Here is a 16,312-nt window from a genome sequence, read left to right on the forward strand (position 1 = left end):
CTCTGAACGCAAGAAGGGCCGTCTATGTGACCGGCCCTTCCTTTCGTTATCGTGGGGATCTTTGGCTTATATCAGGACGAAGTTGGCCGCCGTTAGCGCCAAGCCAGTGGAGAGCTGGGCGAACTTCACCTGCGCGGCGGGGCTTGCGCCGTCCGGGTCGTAGTACAGCGCTCCTGTCAAATTGTCGTACACGATCTGCGCCGCGTTGTTGGCCGTCGCACCTGTCCCGATCACCAGCGATACCGACGTGCCGATGCCGCCGAACACGCTTCCGCTCAGGGCGATCCAATCCTCGGCTACGTTGAAGTCGGCGATCCGGTCGACGTTGCCGGCCGCATTCAGCGCGCTCTCGAACACGAACAGGTCGCGCCCTGCCTCGCCATGCAGCACATCGTTGCCGGCTCCGCCGACCAGGCGATCGTTGCCCGAGCCGCCGGCGAGCAGGTCATCGCCGATGCCGCCCTCGAGCCAGTCATGTTCGGACCCTCCCCAGAGCGTGTCATTGCCGTCGGCCCCCGCCAGTGTGTCGTTGCCGCCCTGCCCGTTGAGCTCGTTGGCCTCTGCACTGCCGTAGAGAGTGTCGTTGCCTATCCCGCCGACCACGTTCTCGAAGCCGCTGATCACATCGCCTGCGGCCTGCCCGGCAGTCGCACCCGTCCTCAGATCGACATAAACCCCATCCACGCCGCCGAAGAGCACGGTGTCGATGCCGTAATCGCTGTAGACCAGCGTGTCGATGCCGCTGCCACCATCCATCGTATCGGCACCCACACCGCCCGAGACAACGTCATTATCGGCGCCACCCTCAAGGCGGTCGTTGCCGTTGGATCCCCATAGGGTGTCGTTGCCATCCGCGCCAGCCAGGGTGTCGTTGCCGCCCTGGCCATTGAGCTCGTTGGCATAAGCACTGCCGTAGAGGGTATCGTTGCCCGAGCCTCCAGTCACGTTCTCGAAGCCTCTGATCACATCGCCGGTCGCTTGGCCGGCAACATAACCGGTGCGCAGGTCCACGTAGGCGGCCTCTGCCTCGCCATAGAGCAGCGTGTCGATGCCTGAACCACCATCCAGAGTGTCGGCGCCGGCACCGCCGGCAATGACATCGTTATTTTCCGAGCCGTAGATGCGATCATCGCCTCCACTGCCGTAGATGGTGTCATCACCTTCGTCTCCAAAAATTTCGTCGCTTCCACCTGCTCCGTCAATGATGTCGTTTCCAGAAAGGCCATTGATTTCATTCGCCTCGTCGCTGCCGTAGAGGGTGTCGTTGCCGAGGCCGCCGATCACGTTCTCAAAATTGCGGATGATGTCGCTCTCGGCATGGCCATAAGCGGCCGAGCCGGTGCGCAGATCGACGTATACGCCCGTCTCGTCGTTGCTATATTCGAGGAAATCAATGCCCTCGCCGCCGTCCAGCATGTCTGCGCCCGCATCGCCACTAATAACGTCGGAGCCGGCGCCGCCCCAGAGCATGTCGTTGCCGTCGTCACCAGACAGGTTGTCGTCGCCACCCTGGCCATCGATCTCGTTGGCATCTGAGTTGCCTCGGACTCTATCGGCGTATGAGCTACCAACCACGTTCTCAATATTGCTGATCTGGCTTTCGTAACCCTGGACTTCGCTGAAAAACCCATAGTTTCTCTTTAAATCGACGAAAACACGCACCGTGAGGCTCCGGCTATCAAGCGTATCGATGCCATTGCCGCCATCGAGCGTATCACGGCCCGAGCTGGGAACGATGACGTCGTTGTCCTCGCCACCTTCGAGCCGGTCGTTGCCGGAGCCGCCCCAGAGGGTATCATTGCCGCCGGCACCGGCGATGATGTCGTCGCTGCTCCACCCTTTCAACTCGTTGGCGCCGGCACTGCCGTAGATCGTGTCCGCACCCACGCCGCCAACCACGTTCTCGAAGTTGCTGATGACGTCGCCGGCTGCTTGGCCATACAGAGCGGTGTTGGTGCGCAGGTCGATATACACACCGGTGAAATCGTCGTAATAGTCGAGGGTGTCGATACCCCCGCCGCCATCCAGCACGTCGGCGCCCGCGCCACCCTTGATGAGATCATCGCCGGTGCCGCCGATCAGCGTATCGTTACCATCCCCGCCAACGAGCACGCCGCCACTCATGATGGCGCTGCTGCCCGACGTCGCATCCGTTACCGGAGTGATGATGAACGAGGAATGGCTCTCATCTGAGAGACTTGTCCTGATAATTTTGAATCCAGGCGGCCGCTTGAAGATAGGCAATACAGGATCCCTGTACTCGTATAATTCCCCTTCATTCGGTTGGTATTGACGGGGCGGATAGGCCTCAGGTGGATAAATGTATGTCTTATATCCCCCATCGGTTCGCTCCCTGATAGTAAGTGTGCCGTCGGGGCAAAGTTTATAGGTCTTTCCGTCTTTAGTGGCTTCTTGCGTGCCATCAGGGTAATATTTATGAACTACTCCGTTTTCGTCGGTGATTACGGCGGGGTAGTTGTCGTCATCATATTCAGGGAGTTCGTCAACGGTCTCGGCTTTACCTTCGCCTGGACTGCCTTCCACGTGCTGGTTCTCGTGCTGCTCGGCGACCGAGCCCGATCCCCTCCAGGTGACACCGCTTCCCACTTGCTGGTCCGCGCCCCAAGCAGCCTGCGCGCCGCCATAGGTGATAGCCACAGACCCACCGTAATTATCCATAAATTCCAGATAGGCTTGTTCCAGAGAATAAGTCATTCAGTTCCCCCATAGCTCTGATTAGTGTCGCAACTATGTTGCGGCAATGCAGGCTATAGGACTGTCTTCCTTTTGCAACCTCCAATTCATTGATTGCGTTGCATCAATCCCAGCGGGTCTTCTACTCGGCGATGCCCTTGACCACGACCCGGTCGATGGCCTTGACGATCCGGTCGCGGTCCTCGTCCGTGAACGGGCTGAGATTGTGCATCTCGAGGTTGCTGAGGCCCTCGGTCGCGAGCCAGCCCACCAGGGCGGCGTCGAGATCGTCCGAATTGGCCTTCAGCTGCTTCAAGGTGTTGCCGATCACCTGACGGACCGGGTCGAGGAGGCCGGGATTCTCGGCCGTGGCCGCCATCATGCCGGTGGCGAATTCCTGCATCTTGCCGCCGCAGCAGATGTTGAGCAGGGTCTTCGTGACCACGCGGGCTTCCAGGTTCGGCCCGGGCTCGACCGTCGCCCTCAGGGCGTCCTTCTCCGAGGTGACCTGGTCGATCATGCGCTGGATCATGCCCTGCAACAGGGCTTCCTTCGTGGGAAAATTATACAGAAGCCCGCCCTTGCTGAGACCGGCCTTCTCGGCAACGGCATCCAGGGTGAGCCGGCCGGCGCCGATTTCGGCGACGAGTTCAGCCGCCGCGTCGAGGATTTTCTCGCGGGAACTCTTGCGGCCTCTGGTACAGGGAAACAACATCTACATCTCTTGATCTTGTGCGCGGACGCACTTGCAACTAAACCGTCCAGCCGGTATATAAATTCCCTCTCACGGCATGGGCGTCAAGGTAAAGTACGCTGTTGCCGCACCCACCATAGTCGTACAAGGGCCCTCGGGAATGGGCCCTAACTCTCGGAAAAAGCCTATGAAACGGCGCATTGTAGTTGCTCTCGTCTTTATTCTTGCAATCGGACTTTGCGCCGGACTGATCTGGTTCAACTTCTTCCGTGACAAGATGATCACCCAGTTCTTCGCCGACATGCAGCAGCCGCCGCAGGTGATCTCGGCCGCCAAGGTCGAGGCCAAGACCTGGACGCCGAGCATCAGCGCTATCGGCACGGCCAAGGCCGCCAATGGCGTCGAGCTGGCCTTCGAGACGGCTGGCATCGTCAGCGAGATCAAGTTCAAGGCGAACCAGAACGTCCGCCAGGGCGAGGTTCTCGTCCAGCTCGACGATACGGTCGAACGCGCGGACATCCAGGATGTTCAGGCGAACGTCAAGACGGCCGAGAGCAGCTTCGAGCGCGCCAAGACGCTCTCGTCGCGCGGCTACGGTACGGAAGCCAACCTCGATCAGGCCAGCGCCCTGCTGGCGGCGGCGCGCTCCCGCCTCGCGCGCCTGCAGGCGACCATCGAGCAGAAGGCTCTGAAGGCGCCCTTCTCGGGTGTGATCGGCATTCCGCGAGTCGATGTGGGCCAGTACCTGCAGCCCGGAACGGTCATCGCGAGCTTCCAGGACCTGTCGTCCATGAAGGTCGATTTCACCGTGCCGGAGCAGCGCGCCAGCGAGGTCAAGCTCGGTCAGGAGATCCATCTCGGCACCACGGAGGGCAATCTCCCGTTCAAGGGCCGTGTCACCGGCAAGGACCCGCGCGTCGATCCCAAGACCCGGCTCGTCGCGGTCCAGGCTCTCGTCGAGGACAACAAGGACGGAGCCATCCTTCCCGGCCAGTTCCTCCATGTGGAGGTGATCCTGCCGGAGCAGCCCAACGTCATGACCGTGCCGCAGACGGCCGTGATCGCCAGCCTTTACGGCGATTACGTCTACACGATTGACGAGGAGCAGAAGGACGGCAAGCCGGTCCTCATCGCCAAGCAGGTCTTCGTGAAGACCGGCCGGCGCCGTGGCGGCGCTCTCGAAATCGTTTCGGGTGTCAATCCGGGTCAGCAGGTGGTCGCCTCCGGGCAGAACAAGCTGCAATCCGGTGCGACGGTCAAGATCGACAACACCATTGATGTGACGAAGCTCGACGCGTCCAAGCTGGCGAGCGGGCAATAGGCATAAGCCATGAGTTTCACCGAACTTTTCATTCGCCGCCCCGTCCTGTCGATGGTGGTGAGCCTCCTGATCCTGCTGCTCGGCGCGCAGGGTCTGATGAGCCTCCAGGTTCGTCAGTATCCTGAGGTCGAGGAAACCACGATCACGATCACGACGGTCTATACGGGCGCCAGTGCCGACCTGATCCAGGGCTTCATCAGCACGCCCATCGCCAAGTCCGTGTCCAGCGCGGAAGGCGTGGACTACGTGACGACGCAGAGCCGCCTTGGCATCAGCACGGTGTCGGTGCGCATGCGCCTGAACACGGATCCGAACGCGGCGCTCACCGAAGTCACCGCGAAGGTGCAGCAGGTGCGTGCGCAGCTTCCCTCGGAGGCCGAGGATCCGGTGATCATGAAGGGCACGGGCCAGAGCTTCGCGCTCATGTACCTGACCTTCGGCAGCACGGAGATGAATCCGGAGCAGGTTTCCGAATTCCTCACCCGCGTGGTGCAGCCGCGCTTCGCGACGCTCGACGGTGTCGGCAATGCCGAAATCCTCGGCGGGCGCGACTTCTCCATGCGCGTCTGGCTCGACCCCGTGCGCCTGGCGGCTCGCGGCGTCACGGCGGGCGATGTCGTTCAGGCGATCAATGCCAACAACTTCCTCGCGGCGCCCGGCAAGACGCAGAGCGAGTACGTGGCCTACCGGCTCGACATGCAGACGACGCTGCAGACGCCCGAGACTTTCGGTATGCTGCCGATCCGCTCGGCGGGCGACCAAGTCGTGCGCCTGCGCGACGTGGCGGATGTGGAACTCGGCCCCAAGAGCACGGACACCATCGTCAGCTTCAACGGCAGCCAGGGCACCTTCATCGGCATCACGCCGACGCCTTCGGCCAATCCGCTGACCGTCGCGGCCGGAGTCACGAAGGCCATCGATGCGATCCGCCCGACCCTGCCGAAGGGCATGAGCGTCGAGATCGTCTACGACGCGTCGAACTTCATCTCGGCCTCCATCGAGGAAGTGTTCAAGACCATCGGCGAGGCGGCCCTCATCGTCGTGGTGGTGATCCTGCTCTTCCTGGGCTCCTTCCGCTCGGTGCTGATCCCCATCGTGACGATCCCGCTCTCGCTCGTCGGCGTGTGCTTCTTCCTCTATGTGCTGGGTTATTCGATCAACCTCCTGACCCTGCTGGCCATGGTGCTCGCCATCGGTCTCGTGGTCGACGACGCCATCGTGGTGCTGGAGAACATCCACCGCCACATCGAGGAGGGGCTTAAGCCCGTCGACGCGGCCATCGTGGGCATGAAGGAGATCTTCCTTCCCATCGTGTCTATGACGGTGACGCTGGCCGCGGTGTACGCGCCGATCGGATTCACGCAAGGGTTGACCGGCTCGCTCTTCCGCGAGTTTGCCTTCACCCTCGCGGGGGCGGTGATTATCTCGGGCATTATCGCGGTGACGCTCTCGCCCATGATGTCCTCCAAGCTGCTGAAGGCGCATGGCGGCCAGGGACGGTTCGCCGCCTTTGTGGACCGCACCTTTACGCGGCTCGAGAACTGGTATGGGCGGCGCTTGAAGGGCTCGCTGGATTATCGCGGCGTAACCCTGGTCATCGTCGCGGTCCTGCTCGGCACCACGGCGTTCCTGTTCACCAAGACCTCCTCCGAGCTCGCGCCGGAAGAGGATCAGGGCGCCTATCTCGGCATCGTCAACGTGCCGAAATACGCTACGGCCGAGTATACCCAGGCCTTCTCCAAGCAGTTCACGAAGGCGGGCGAGAAGATCCCCGAGATCGAGGACAGCTTCCTGATCGTCGGCATCGACGGCGGCGGCGGCGGCTTCTTCGGCTTCAAGCTGAAGGAGTGGAGCGAGCGCGACAAGAAGGGCGCCGCGACCAAGCAGGACATCCAGAACCTCCTGAACCAGAACGCGGGCGTGCAGGCCTTCGCCTTCGCACCTCCGTCGCTTCCCGGCGGCGGCGACGGCCTGCCGGTCCAGTACGTGCTGCGGACCATCGGCGACTCGTCCCAGGCCTACGAGGTGGCCGAGGAGATTCGCAAGCGTGCGATGAAGTCCGGCAAGTTCATCGTGGTTCAGAACTCCATCTCCTACGAGACTCCGCGCGCCCGCATCACGGTGGACCGCGACCGAGCCGCCGCCCTCGGCGTGCCGGTCTCCGAGATCGGCAACACGCTCGGCGCCCTGGTGGGCGGCGCGCCGATCTCGAAGTTCGACCGCGACAGCCGGAGCTACGACGTGGTCAGCCAGGTGCGGCAGCAGGACCGCCTGAATCCGGAACGCCTGGCCGAGTACTATGTGAGGGCCTCGGACGGATCCATGGTTCCGCTTTCCGCGCTTGTCAGCATCAAGACGGACGCGGCCCCGGCGGTCATCGAGCAGTTCAACCAGCTCAACTCGGCGACCGTCTCGGCGCTGCCTCTGCCCGGCGTGACCACATCGGAGGGCCTGGCGACCCTGCGTTCGATCGGCAAGGAGGTCATGCCCCAGGGCTTCTACGAGGATTATTCCGGCCAGTCGCGCCTGGAGATCCAGGAGGGAAGCTCGATCTTCCTCGCCTTCGGTCTTGCGGTCATCGTGATCTATCTGGTGCTGGCGGCGCAGTTCGAGAGCTTCCGCGATCCGTTCATCATCATGATGTCGGTGCCGCTCTCCATGTTCGGCGCCATGATCTTCCTGAACGTCGGACTCGCGACGCTGAACATCTACACGCAGGTCGGCCTGATCACCCTCGTGGGTCTGATCACCAAGCACGGCATCCTGATGGTGGAGTTCGCCAACGAGCTGAAGGAGAAGCACGGCGTCAACAAGCGTGAGGCCATCGAGGAGGCGGCCCGCGTGCGTCTTCGCCCCATCCTCATGACCACGGCCGCCATGGTGCTCGGCGTCGCGCCGCTGCTCTATGCCAGCGGCGCCGGTGCTGCGGCGCGCTTCTCCATGGGTCTCGTGATCGCCTCGGGCATGTCGATTGGCACGATCTTCACGCTCTTCGTGGTGCCGATGTTCTACACCTTCATCTCGAAGGAGACGGTGCGGGCCGGCCGGACGGAGGACGCCCATTCCCATCACCAGGCCCTGGCGGCCGAGTGAGGCAGCCGCTCCATCACGACAAAGAAAAGGCCGGGCAATGCCCGGCCTTTTGACGTTCAGAGCTCGAAAGGCAGGGTTCCGAAATCGTTCCTGCCTTCCTGTCTGAAATCAATGGGCGATCTCGCCCTCGACTTCCATGAACGGGGAGACGGACTTGAAGCCGGCCTGCTCGGCGGCCTTCTTCACGGCCTCCGCGACCTCGGTCGAATGGACTTCGATGGTCTCGCCCGTCTTGGAATCGACGAACATGATCTTCATCGCGTTCACGTCCGGCTGGCCGTGGGAAATGACGTAGGAGTTCTGGGTCGCCAGACGATGGACGAGACCGGCATCGCGCAGGAAGTCGAGCGCGCGATAGATCGTGACCGGGGCCAGCCGCTTCTTCTCGCTGCTGAGACGGTCGACGAGATCGTAAGCTCCAACCGGGCCGCCGCTCTGAACCAGTTCGCGATAGACGCGCTCGCGAATCGGCGTGAGCCTGAGATTGTTCTGGCGGCACAGATCGTCTGCACGACGGAGGAGGTTTTCCTCTTCTTCTTTCCTGAGGGCCTTTGTGCTCATGAGCCACACTCCTGTTATTACGGAACCTACATATTCATATAGGGAAAAAGTGTGGCTGACAATGTGCTATCGTTACTGAGTGGGTCTCTAGCTGTGAATATTCCGCAAAGGAACTGAGCGTATGAGCAAAAATACGGCTCATGCCGGGAAATAAAAAACGTAATAACGTAATAATATAGGCCGATGTTCCTGAGGATAAGCGCTACTTGGCGCAGCTCTCGCACAGCCCACGGATTTCGACCGTGACCTTCTTGGTATGGAACGCATGGCCGTCGCCCCAATGGGAGAGCCGCTCGCTGATATGCGGGTCGGTGAATTCCTTGACGAGGCCGCAGCTCTCGCAGATCGCAAAGGCCGCCATGTCGTGCTCGTGGTGCGGGTGCTTGCAGGCCACATAGGCGTTGAGGCTCTCGAGCCGGTGGGCGAGGCCCTTCTCGATCAGCTTGTCCAGGGACCGGTAGACGGTCGGCGGCGTGACGGCGCCCTTCGCCCGCATCTTGTCAAGGACCTCATACGCCGAGAGCGGGTTCTGGGCGGAGCACAGAATCCGGTGCACCCGCTTCTGGGTGTCGTTCAGGTCCTCGAGGCCGTGGTGGTGATGCGTGGAAACCATCTTGAAATCGTCTGATCCGCTGGAGGCGTCGACCCTATACGTCATGATTGCGGAGGCGATTTCAAGGGAAGAGGCGAATGGGGCCGGCCGAGCCGGCCCCATTCGCAACGGTCTATAGATCGACCCAGGCGGCCTTGCGCTGCGACGAGCGCACGGCCGCCTCGATGAAGCGGACGCCGCGCACCCCGTGCTCCACGGTGGGCACTTGGAGCGAAAAGGGATGGGGCTCGCGGTTCTCCATCCGGGCGGCGATCTGCTCGGCCACGTCGGTGTAGAGCTGCGCGAAGCCTTCGAGGTAGCCTTCCGGATGCCCGCCCGGAATGCGCGAGGCCGCGCGGGAGACCTCGTCGGCCCCGTAGCCGTTGCGGCGGATCGTGCGCGGCGGCTCGCCCAGGCGAGAGAAAGTGAGATAGTTGGGGTTCTCCTGATGCCATTCGAGCCCGGCCTTCTCGCCATAGATGCGGATCTTCAGGCCGTTCTCGAGCCCGGCCGCCACCTGGCTGCACCAGAGCATGCCCTTGGCGCCCGATGCGAAGCGCAGCATCATGTGGGCGTTGTCGTCGAGCCTGCGGCCCTCCACGAAGGTGTGCAGCTCCGCCGACAGGGACGTGATCTCGTCGCCGGCGATGAACTCGGCGAGGTTGAAGGCGTGTGTGCCGATGTCGCCGACCGCGCCAGCGGGGCCTGAGCGGGCCGGATCCGTGCGCCATTCCGCCTGCTTGCTGCCGGTCTCCTCCATGCGGGTGGCGAGCCAGTCCTGCGCGTATTCCACCTGCACCACGCGCAGCGCCCCGAGCTCGCCCGCCTGCACCATGGCGCGGGCCTGCCGCACGAGCGGATAGCCGGTGTAGTTATGCGTGACCGCAAAGACGAGACCGGATTCGCGCGCGAGCTTGGCGAGCTGGTCCGCCTCGCGGCGCGTGGTCGTGAGCGGCTTGTCGCAGATCACGTGGATGCCCGCCTTGAGAAAGGCGCGCGCGGCCGCCGCGTGGGCGTGGTTCGGCGTCACGATCGCGACGGCGTCGATACCGTCCTTCAGCCGCCGCTCGCGGCGCGCCATCTCGTTGAAATCGCCGTAGATGCGATCCGGCTTCAGGAGCAGGTCCTCGCCGGAGGCCTTGGCCCGCTCCGGGTCGGACGAGAGGGCGCCCGCCACCAGCTCCCAGCGGTCGTCGAGGCGGGCGGCGATGCGGTGCACCGCGCCGATGAAGGCGCCGCGCCCGCCGCCGACCATGCCGAGGCGCAAGCGGCGGTTGAGCTTCTGATCCGGTGATCCTGCAATCGTCATAGGTGCCCCCTTGTCGCTTAGCCGGCGTCGATGCCGAGCATCCGGCGGTTCGCCGCCTCGTCCGTTCCGCCGGCGGCGAAATCGTCGAAGGCCTTTTCCGTCACGCGGATGATATGCGCGCTGATGAACTCCGCACCTTCGCGCGCGCCGTCCTCGGGATGCTTCAGGGCGCATTCCCATTCCAGCACGGCCCAGGAATCGTAGTCGTATTGCGCGAGCTTGGAGAAGATGGCGTTGAAATCCACCTGCCCGTCGCCGAGCGAGCGGAAGCGTCCGGCGCGGTTGATCCAGCTCTCGTAGCCGCCATAGACGCCGACGCGCCCGGATGGGTTGAACTCCGCGTCCTTGGCGTGGAAGGCCTTGATGCGCTCGTGGTAGAGGTCGATGAAGGCGACGTAGTCGAGCTGCTGCAGCAGGAAGTGGCTCGGATCGTAATTGATGCAGGCGCGACGATGTCCCCCGACGGCGTCGACGAAGCGCTCGAAGGTGGCGCCGTCGTGGATGTCCTCGCCGGGATGAATTTCGTAGCAGACGTCGCAGCCCGCATCCTCGTAGGCATCGAGAATGGGTTTCCAGCGACGTCCCAGCTCCTCGAAGGCGGTCTCGACGAGGCCGGCGGGGCGCTGCGGCCAGGGATACATGAAGGGCCAGGCCAGCGCGCCCGAGAAGGTGACGCTGGCGTTCAGGCCCAGGCGCTTGGAGGCCTTCGCCGCCATGAGCATCTGGTTCACCGCCCATTCCTGCCTGGCCTTCGGATTGCCGCGCACCTCGGGAGCCGCGAATCCATCGAAGGCCTCGTCATAGGCCGGATGAACGGCGACGAGCTGACCCTGCAGGTGCGTGGAGAGCTCCGTGATATCCATGCCGTGCGAGCGCACGATGCCGGCGATCTCGTCACAATAGGTCTCCGATTCCGCCGCCTTCTTCAGATCGAACAGGCGCGGGTCGAAGGTAGGAATCTGAACACCCTTGTAGCCGAGGGACGCCGCCCAGCGGCAGATCGAGTCGAGCGAATTGAACGGAGCCTCGTCGCCTGCGAATTGTGCAAGGAAAAGGCCGGGGCCCTTCATGGTCTTCATGGGTGAACTCCCGATGTGGCGTGGGTGAGGGCAGGAACTGGCAAGGGGAAGCCGCACGGAGATCGAGCAGCTTTCCGTTGCCTCGCCTCTCCCGGCGGGGAGAGGCGAGGTCCACGCCATCAAACTAGAATGGCGATTCGGGGAAGTAGTGGTCCTTGGCGTTGTCCTTCGTGATCAGCTGGGCATTGAGCACGTAGGTGCCGCGCATCGGGGCGTTGCTGTAGAAATGCGCCGCGGTGACGCCCATGGCGGTGGAGATCATCGACGGCGGATAGGAGACGTCGGCCGGGATCATCTTGTCGCCGTCCATCACCTTCTTGATCATGTCCTTCATGCCCGCACCGCCGAGGACGAACTTGATGTCCTCGCGCTTGGCCTGACGGATCGCTTCCATGATGCCGAGCGCCATGTCGTCGTCCGAAGCCCACACCGCGTCGATCTTCGGGTGCTTGGACAGGAAGTCCTGCATCACCTTGAAGGCGTCGTCCCGGTTCCAGTTGGCATATTGCTTGTCGATCACCTTCACGCCCGAGCCTTCGAGGGCCTTCTCGAAGTTCGATACGCGCTCCTCGTCGATCACCGTCGGAATGCCGCGGAAGACCACGACGTTGCCCTGCTTCAGGTTGTCGACGAAGTACTTGCCGGCGACGCGGCCGAATTCCGGGTTGTTGCCGGCGACATAGATGTCCTGGATCGACGCATCCTTGAGGCCGCGATCAACCACGGTGATGAAGGTGCCGCGCTTCTTGATCTCGCGGACGGGGTTCGTCAGCTCGTCGGAGTTGAAGGGCAGCACCACCAGCGCGTCGACCTTCTGCGAGGTCAGGTCGTCGAGGGCGTTCGCCTGCGAGGCGCCATCCGGGGAGGTCTTCACGATGACCTTGAGGCCCGGATAACCCTTCTCGAGCAGCTTCGCGGTCTCCTGCGCGTGGTAGACGACGCCGCCGGTCCAGCCGTGGGTCGCGGCCGGAATCGAGACGCCGATCGTCACGTTCTTCTGCTGGGCCATCGCCCCGGTGGCGACGCCGGCCATGAGGCCTGCGGCAACCGCGATCTTCAGTACCGTTGCTTTCATCTCATTCCTCCCTGAAGCGTTGATTTCAAGCCTTTGTCCCTTGTCCGGTGGCTTGAGCCCGGTTTCATCGCCCGCGGTGGACGGACCGCTGCACGAGCATGGCGACAATGATGATGGCGCCCTGAACCGCGCCCACGAGAAACTCGGAGACGAAGTTCGACAGCACCATGATGTTAGCGACGAGTTCGAGGATCACGGCGCCGACTACCGTTCCCCAGACGCGACCGACACCGCCCTTGAGCGCGGTGCCGCCGATGACCACGGCCGTGATGGCCTGCAACTCCCACAGAAGGCCGGTCGTCGGCGTGGCGGAACCGAGGCGTGGCACGTAGACCAGAACGGCGATGCCGACGCAGATCCCCTGGATGACGTAGGTGAGCGTGCGCACGCGCCAGATCGGAACGCCCGAGTAGCGGGCCACATCTTCGTTGGAGCCGAGCGCCACCACGTGCCGGCCGAAGGAGGTGCGATAGAGGATCAGCGCCCCAATGGCCGCCACCACGAGGAACGCGATGATGGGAATCGGAACACCGAGAATGCTGTCGAAATAGACCGGGCGGTAGAGCTCGCGCAGGTCGTAGTTGCGCATGGTGATCGTGCCGCCCGCCGCCAGCCAGATCACCAGGGAGCGGTAGATGCCCATGGTGCCGAGCGTCACAATGAAGGGCTCGATGCGCCCGAAGGTGACGATGAGGCCGTTCGCCAGGCCGCAGGCCGCGCTCAGGGCGATGGCGGCCAGCATGCCGAGCGCGAGCGTTCCCACGTCGCCGCCGCCAAGATTGTTCAGGGTCAGGATCATGACGCCCGCCGTGAGCGCCGCCATGGAGCCGACCGAGAGATCGAGCCCGCCGCCGGCGATCACGAAGGTGGCGCCGACCGCGATGATGGCGATGAAGGCCGAGCGCGTCACCACGTTGAGCAGGTTCGACGCGGTGAGGAAATCCGGGTTGATCAGCGCGCCCGCGATGATGAGCACGATCAGCGCGATGAAGGGCGAAAGAGCCCGCATGTCGACATTGAACCGCCGCTTCTCGGCGGTGGAGCGAAGCACGGTTTCGGTCATGCGTGGCCTGCGGCGATTTCCGCCGCCCTTTCTTCATGGACGCCGGTGGCGAGATAAACGATGGAATCCTCGGACAGGTCGCCCTGAGCGACTTCGCCGGCGACGCGCCCGTTGCGCATCACGACAACCCGGTGGCACAGGCCGATCAGCTCCTGCATCTCGGACGAGATGACGACGACGGCGCGGCCTTCGGCAGCGAGCGAGGCGATAAAGCGGTAGATCTGCTCCTTGGTGCCGATGTCGACGCCGCGCGTCGGCTCGTCGATGATGACGATGCGCGGCTCCACCAGCATCATCTTGGCGAGCAGGAGCTTTTGCTGGTTGCCGCCGGACAGCTGTCCAGCGAGAAGGTCGCGGCGGCGGGTGCGGATGTCGAAATCCTTGATCGCCTTGTCGAGCGCCTGCTCCTCGCCGCTTCCATCGAGGAAGGAGCCGCGGCTGAACTTCTCCAGGGCCGCCAATGTCAGGTTCATACGAAGGTTCTGCTGCAGCAGCAGGCCTTTGCCCTTCCGGTCCTCGGAGAGGTAGACGATGCCCGCTTCCATCGCCTCACGGGCGTCGCGGAAGCGAGCCTGCCGGCCGTCGAGGGTGATGGTCCCGTGTCCGGGGCGAAGGCCCACGAGGGCTTCGAACAATTCGGTGCGGCCCGCCCCGATGAGGCCGCCGAAGCCGAGGATCTCCCCGCGATGGAGGGTGAAGGAGGCGTTCTCCACATAGCCCGGCACGGCCATATCGCGCACGGTGAGAAGCGGCTGGTCGGAGGCGGTGGCGGGTTTTTCCGGATAGAGCTTGGACATGTCGCGGCCGACCATGAGGCGCGCCATCTCAAGCGGTTCCAATCCGTCGATGTCGCGCGTCGCCACGTGGCGGCCGTCGCGCAAAACGGTGACGCGATCGGCAATCGCTTTCACCTCGTTCAAACGATGCGAGATGTAGAGCACCGCCACGCCCTGTGCGCGCAGCTTGCGGATGATCGTGAACAGGCTCTCGGCCTCGATGGGCGTGAGCACCGCGGTCGGCTCGTCGAAGGCGACGACCTTATGCGGTACGAGCAGCGCGCGGGCGATCTGTACCAGCTGCCGGTCGGCGATGGACAGGCGGCCGACCTCCCGGTCGGGGTCGATCCGGGTGCCGAGATCACGCAGGATGGATCGCGTCCGCTCGCGCATGGCCTTGTCGTCGACGAAGCCGAAACGCTTGATCTCGCGGCCGAGAAACAGGTTCTGCGCCACCGTCAGGTCGGGCGCGAGAAGGATCTCCTGGTGCACGAGAACGATGCCGTGGCTCTCCGCATCCACCGGACCCGAGAAGGTGATCGGCCGGCCGTTCAGGTGCAGGCTGCCCTTCGTCGGCGCGATGTGGCCCGAGAGGACGCGCATCAGGGTGGACTTTCCGGCCCCGTTCTCGCCGATGACCGCATGGACCTCGCCGGGCTTCAGATCCAGCGAAATGCCACTCAGGACCTCGATGGGTCCGAAGGATTTCGAGATGTTCTCGGCGCGAAGAACTGATTCCATGAACGGCTCCAGATGAGCGGCATCACTCGCTTCCGCTTGGGGAAGACGATCATCGAAGGGATGCGGTGCTGATCAGCTGGACGTGGCGCGGGCTGGCATTGGTTTCCTCCTGGATTGTCGCTTTGTCCTCTTGGCGGGACTATTCACGATGTAGGGTGATCGACGGGCGCGACAACGGCCGCATGTAATCGATTACATGAAACTTTACCGAAACCCCGGCTTCTGTCAAACAGAACCATCGTAGGGGGAGGTTCATGGACGACATCGGGCACAAGGACGGGTCGGGGTCTGAGGCCATTTCCGTCCGCGCGACGCGGATCCAGGATGTCGCCAAGCTCGCGGACGTCTCGACCGCGACGGTCAGCCGGGCCCTTGCGACCCCGGAGCGGGTATCGCCCGAGGCCCGTGCGCGGGTCCTGGAGGCCATCGCCAAGACCGGCTACGTGCCCAACCCCGCCGCGCGCACCTTGCGCTCTCAGAAGACCTACATGGTCCTGGTCGTCCTGCCCGACCTCGCGAACACGTTCTTTTCCAAGATCCTGCGGGGTATCGAGGAAACCCTCTTCGAGGCCGGATACGGCATGATCATCGGCGATCTCGACGGCTCGCCCGAGAAGGAGGCGCATTTCGCCGCCTTCACGGCAGCTGGCCGAGTCGACGGTGCGATCCTCCTGAACGGCCACCTGTTCGGGCAGAGCCGCGGAGGCGAAGGAATCTCGGCCCGCATCACGATTCCGCTCGTGGCGCTCTGCGAGAGCATTCCCGGCGCCGACATCCCGCAGATCGAGATTGACAACCGCGCCGCCGCCTCCCGCATGACCCAGCATTTGGCCTCCCTGGGCCATCGCAGCATTGCCTATGTGAGCGGTCCCGCGAGCAACATCCTAGAACGCGAGCGATTCCAGGGCTTCAAGGATGGTCTGGCGGCCTCCGGCCTGCCGTTCGAGCCGGTCCAGGTCATTCCCGGAGACTACACCATCGAGGCGGGCGTGAGAGCGGGGCGGGATATCGTCGCGCGCCGGGACCGCCCGACGGCCGTGTTCTGCACCAGCGACGAGATGGCCATCGGGCTGATGCGCACCCTCTTTTCCGCCGGGCTCCGGGTTCCGGACGACATTTCGGTGGCCGGTTTCGACGATATTGACTTCGCCGTCGTGGCCGAGCCGTCGCTGACCACGATCCGCCAGCCGCGGCGGGAGCTGGGACAGGCTGCGGCATCGGCTCTGATCGATCTTTTGCAGGGGCGGCCGTCGCCCAAGCGGATCAGACTGGAGACGGAGTTGGTGATCCGGGACAGCGTGGCGCCGCTTTGAA

12 protein-coding genes are annotated in these 16,312 nt (G+C 63.5%); 3 read left to right on the forward strand and 9 right to left on the reverse strand.

Translation table 11 applies throughout. The annotated features are described in order from the left end of the window. Nucleotides 1–66: 66 nt before the first annotated feature. Nucleotides 67–2,715: a calcium-binding protein gene (locus OC446_RS09390; RefSeq protein ID WP_262028770.1), complete on the reverse strand. Its 2,649-nt coding sequence runs from the start codon at nucleotides 2,713–2,715 to the stop codon at nucleotides 67–69. 121 nt (nucleotides 2,716–2,836) lie between these two features. Next, nucleotides 2,837–3,409 carry a TetR/AcrR family transcriptional regulator gene (locus tag OC446_RS09395; RefSeq protein ID WP_262028771.1) on the reverse strand — a complete coding sequence of 191 codons (573 nt, stop codon included), beginning with the start codon at nucleotides 3,407–3,409 and terminating at the stop codon, nucleotides 2,837–2,839. 166 nt (nucleotides 3,410–3,575) lie between these two features. Here OC446_RS09395 and OC446_RS09400 point away from each other — a divergent pair, with 166 nt between their 5' ends. Together OC446_RS09400 and OC446_RS09405 are read left to right on the forward strand one after the other, a co-directional pair. Next, nucleotides 3,576–4,709 (forward strand): efflux RND transporter periplasmic adaptor subunit, encoded by a 1,134-nt coding sequence (locus OC446_RS09400; protein WP_262028772.1) that lies wholly within the window; start codon nucleotides 3,576–3,578, stop codon nucleotides 4,707–4,709. 9 nt (nucleotides 4,710–4,718) lie between these two features. Further along, nucleotides 4,719–7,802 carry an efflux RND transporter permease subunit gene (locus OC446_RS09405; RefSeq protein WP_262028773.1) on the forward strand — a complete coding sequence of 1,028 codons (3,084 nt, stop codon included), beginning with the start codon at nucleotides 4,719–4,721 and terminating at the stop codon, nucleotides 7,800–7,802. Between the two features lie 108 nt (nucleotides 7,803–7,910). On the opposite strand, the gene OC446_RS09410 is transcribed toward OC446_RS09405, so the two are convergent. The 7 genes from OC446_RS09410 to OC446_RS09440 all read right to left on the reverse strand — a co-directional run bounded on the left by OC446_RS09410 (nucleotide 7,911) and on the right by OC446_RS09440 (nucleotide 14,998). Continuing rightward, nucleotides 7,911–8,363 (reverse strand): Fur family transcriptional regulator, encoded by a 453-nt coding sequence (locus OC446_RS09410; RefSeq protein WP_009763185.1) that lies wholly within the window; start codon nucleotides 8,361–8,363, stop codon nucleotides 7,911–7,913. Between the two features lie 202 nt (nucleotides 8,364–8,565). Continuing rightward, on the reverse strand, nucleotides 8,566–8,976 hold the full coding sequence (locus OC446_RS09415) for a Fur family transcriptional regulator (RefSeq protein ID WP_262028774.1): 411 nt from the start codon (nucleotides 8,974–8,976) through the stop codon (nucleotides 8,566–8,568). Between the two features lie 112 nt (nucleotides 8,977–9,088). After that, nucleotides 9,089–10,264 carry a Gfo/Idh/MocA family protein gene (locus OC446_RS09420; RefSeq protein WP_262028775.1) on the reverse strand — a complete coding sequence of 392 codons (1,176 nt, stop codon included), beginning with the start codon at nucleotides 10,262–10,264 and terminating at the stop codon, nucleotides 9,089–9,091. A 17-nt stretch (nucleotides 10,265–10,281) separates the two neighbouring features. After that, nucleotides 10,282–11,343, reverse strand: a complete 1,062-nt coding sequence (locus OC446_RS09425; RefSeq protein WP_262028776.1) for a sugar phosphate isomerase/epimerase family protein — start codon at nucleotides 11,341–11,343, stop codon at nucleotides 10,282–10,284. A gap of 124 nt (nucleotides 11,344–11,467) precedes the next feature. Beyond that, nucleotides 11,468–12,418: a substrate-binding domain-containing protein gene (locus OC446_RS09430; protein WP_262028777.1), complete on the reverse strand. Its 951-nt coding sequence runs from the start codon at nucleotides 12,416–12,418 to the stop codon at nucleotides 11,468–11,470. Nucleotides 12,419–12,482: 64 nt separating this feature from the next. Continuing rightward, the gene (locus tag OC446_RS09435; protein WP_262028778.1) at nucleotides 12,483–13,481 is read right to left on the reverse strand and encodes an ABC transporter permease; all 999 of its coding nucleotides are present in this window, start codon (nucleotides 13,479–13,481) and stop codon (nucleotides 12,483–12,485) included. Then, on the reverse strand, nucleotides 13,478–14,998 hold the full coding sequence (locus OC446_RS09440; RefSeq protein ID WP_262028779.1) for a sugar ABC transporter ATP-binding protein: 1,521 nt from the start codon (nucleotides 14,996–14,998) through the stop codon (nucleotides 13,478–13,480). Before OC446_RS09440 ends, OC446_RS09435 begins: the two co-directional genes overlap by 4 nt. Before the next feature lie 254 nt (nucleotides 14,999–15,252). On the opposite strand from OC446_RS09440, the gene OC446_RS09445 reads away from it, so the two are divergent. Beyond that, complete coding sequence (locus OC446_RS09445) at nucleotides 15,253–16,311, forward strand: LacI family DNA-binding transcriptional regulator (protein ID WP_262028780.1); 1,059 nt, start codon at nucleotides 15,253–15,255, stop codon at nucleotides 16,309–16,311. Nucleotide 16,312: the final 1 nt, after the last annotated feature.

The sequence above is a fragment of the Microvirga sp. Mcv34 genome (genome assembly GCF_024519725.1).
Taxonomy (GTDB): domain Bacteria; phylum Pseudomonadota; class Alphaproteobacteria; order Rhizobiales; family Beijerinckiaceae; genus Microvirga.

What these genes read in the sequence shown, in the direction of transcription:
- OC446_RS09415 (WP_262028774.1), bottom strand. Translation starts at nt 8,976, where the DNA reads ATGGTTTCCACGCATCACCACCACGGCCTCGAGGACCTGAACGACACC.
- OC446_RS09410 (WP_009763185.1), bottom strand. Translation starts at nt 8,363, where the DNA reads ATGAGCACAAAGGCCCTCAGGAAAGAAGAAGAGGAAAACCTCCTCCGT.
- OC446_RS09395 (WP_262028771.1), bottom strand. Translation starts at nt 3,409, where the DNA reads ATGTTGTTTCCCTGTACCAGAGGCCGCAAGAGTTCCCGCGAGAAAATC.
- OC446_RS09405 (WP_262028773.1), top strand. Translation starts at nt 4,719, where the DNA reads ATGAGTTTCACCGAACTTTTCATTCGCCGCCCCGTCCTGTCGATGGTG.
- OC446_RS09430 (WP_262028777.1), bottom strand. Translation starts at nt 12,418, where the DNA reads ATGAAAGCAACGGTACTGAAGATCGCGGTTGCCGCAGGCCTCATGGCC.
- OC446_RS09425 (WP_262028776.1), bottom strand. Translation starts at nt 11,343, where the DNA reads ATGAAGACCATGAAGGGCCCCGGCCTTTTCCTTGCACAATTCGCAGGC.
- OC446_RS09435 (WP_262028778.1), bottom strand. Translation starts at nt 13,481, where the DNA reads ATGACCGAAACCGTGCTTCGCTCCACCGCCGAGAAGCGGCGGTTCAAT.
- OC446_RS09400 (WP_262028772.1), top strand. Translation starts at nt 3,576, where the DNA reads ATGAAACGGCGCATTGTAGTTGCTCTCGTCTTTATTCTTGCAATCGGA.
- OC446_RS09440 (WP_262028779.1), bottom strand. Translation starts at nt 14,998, where the DNA reads ATGGAATCAGTTCTTCGCGCCGAGAACATCTCGAAATCCTTCGGACCC.
- OC446_RS09390 (WP_262028770.1), bottom strand. Translation starts at nt 2,715, where the DNA reads ATGACTTATTCTCTGGAACAAGCCTATCTGGAATTTATGGATAATTAC.
- OC446_RS09420 (WP_262028775.1), bottom strand. Translation starts at nt 10,264, where the DNA reads ATGACGATTGCAGGATCACCGGATCAGAAGCTCAACCGCCGCTTGCGC.
- OC446_RS09445 (WP_262028780.1), top strand. Translation starts at nt 15,253, where the DNA reads ATGGACGACATCGGGCACAAGGACGGGTCGGGGTCTGAGGCCATTTCC.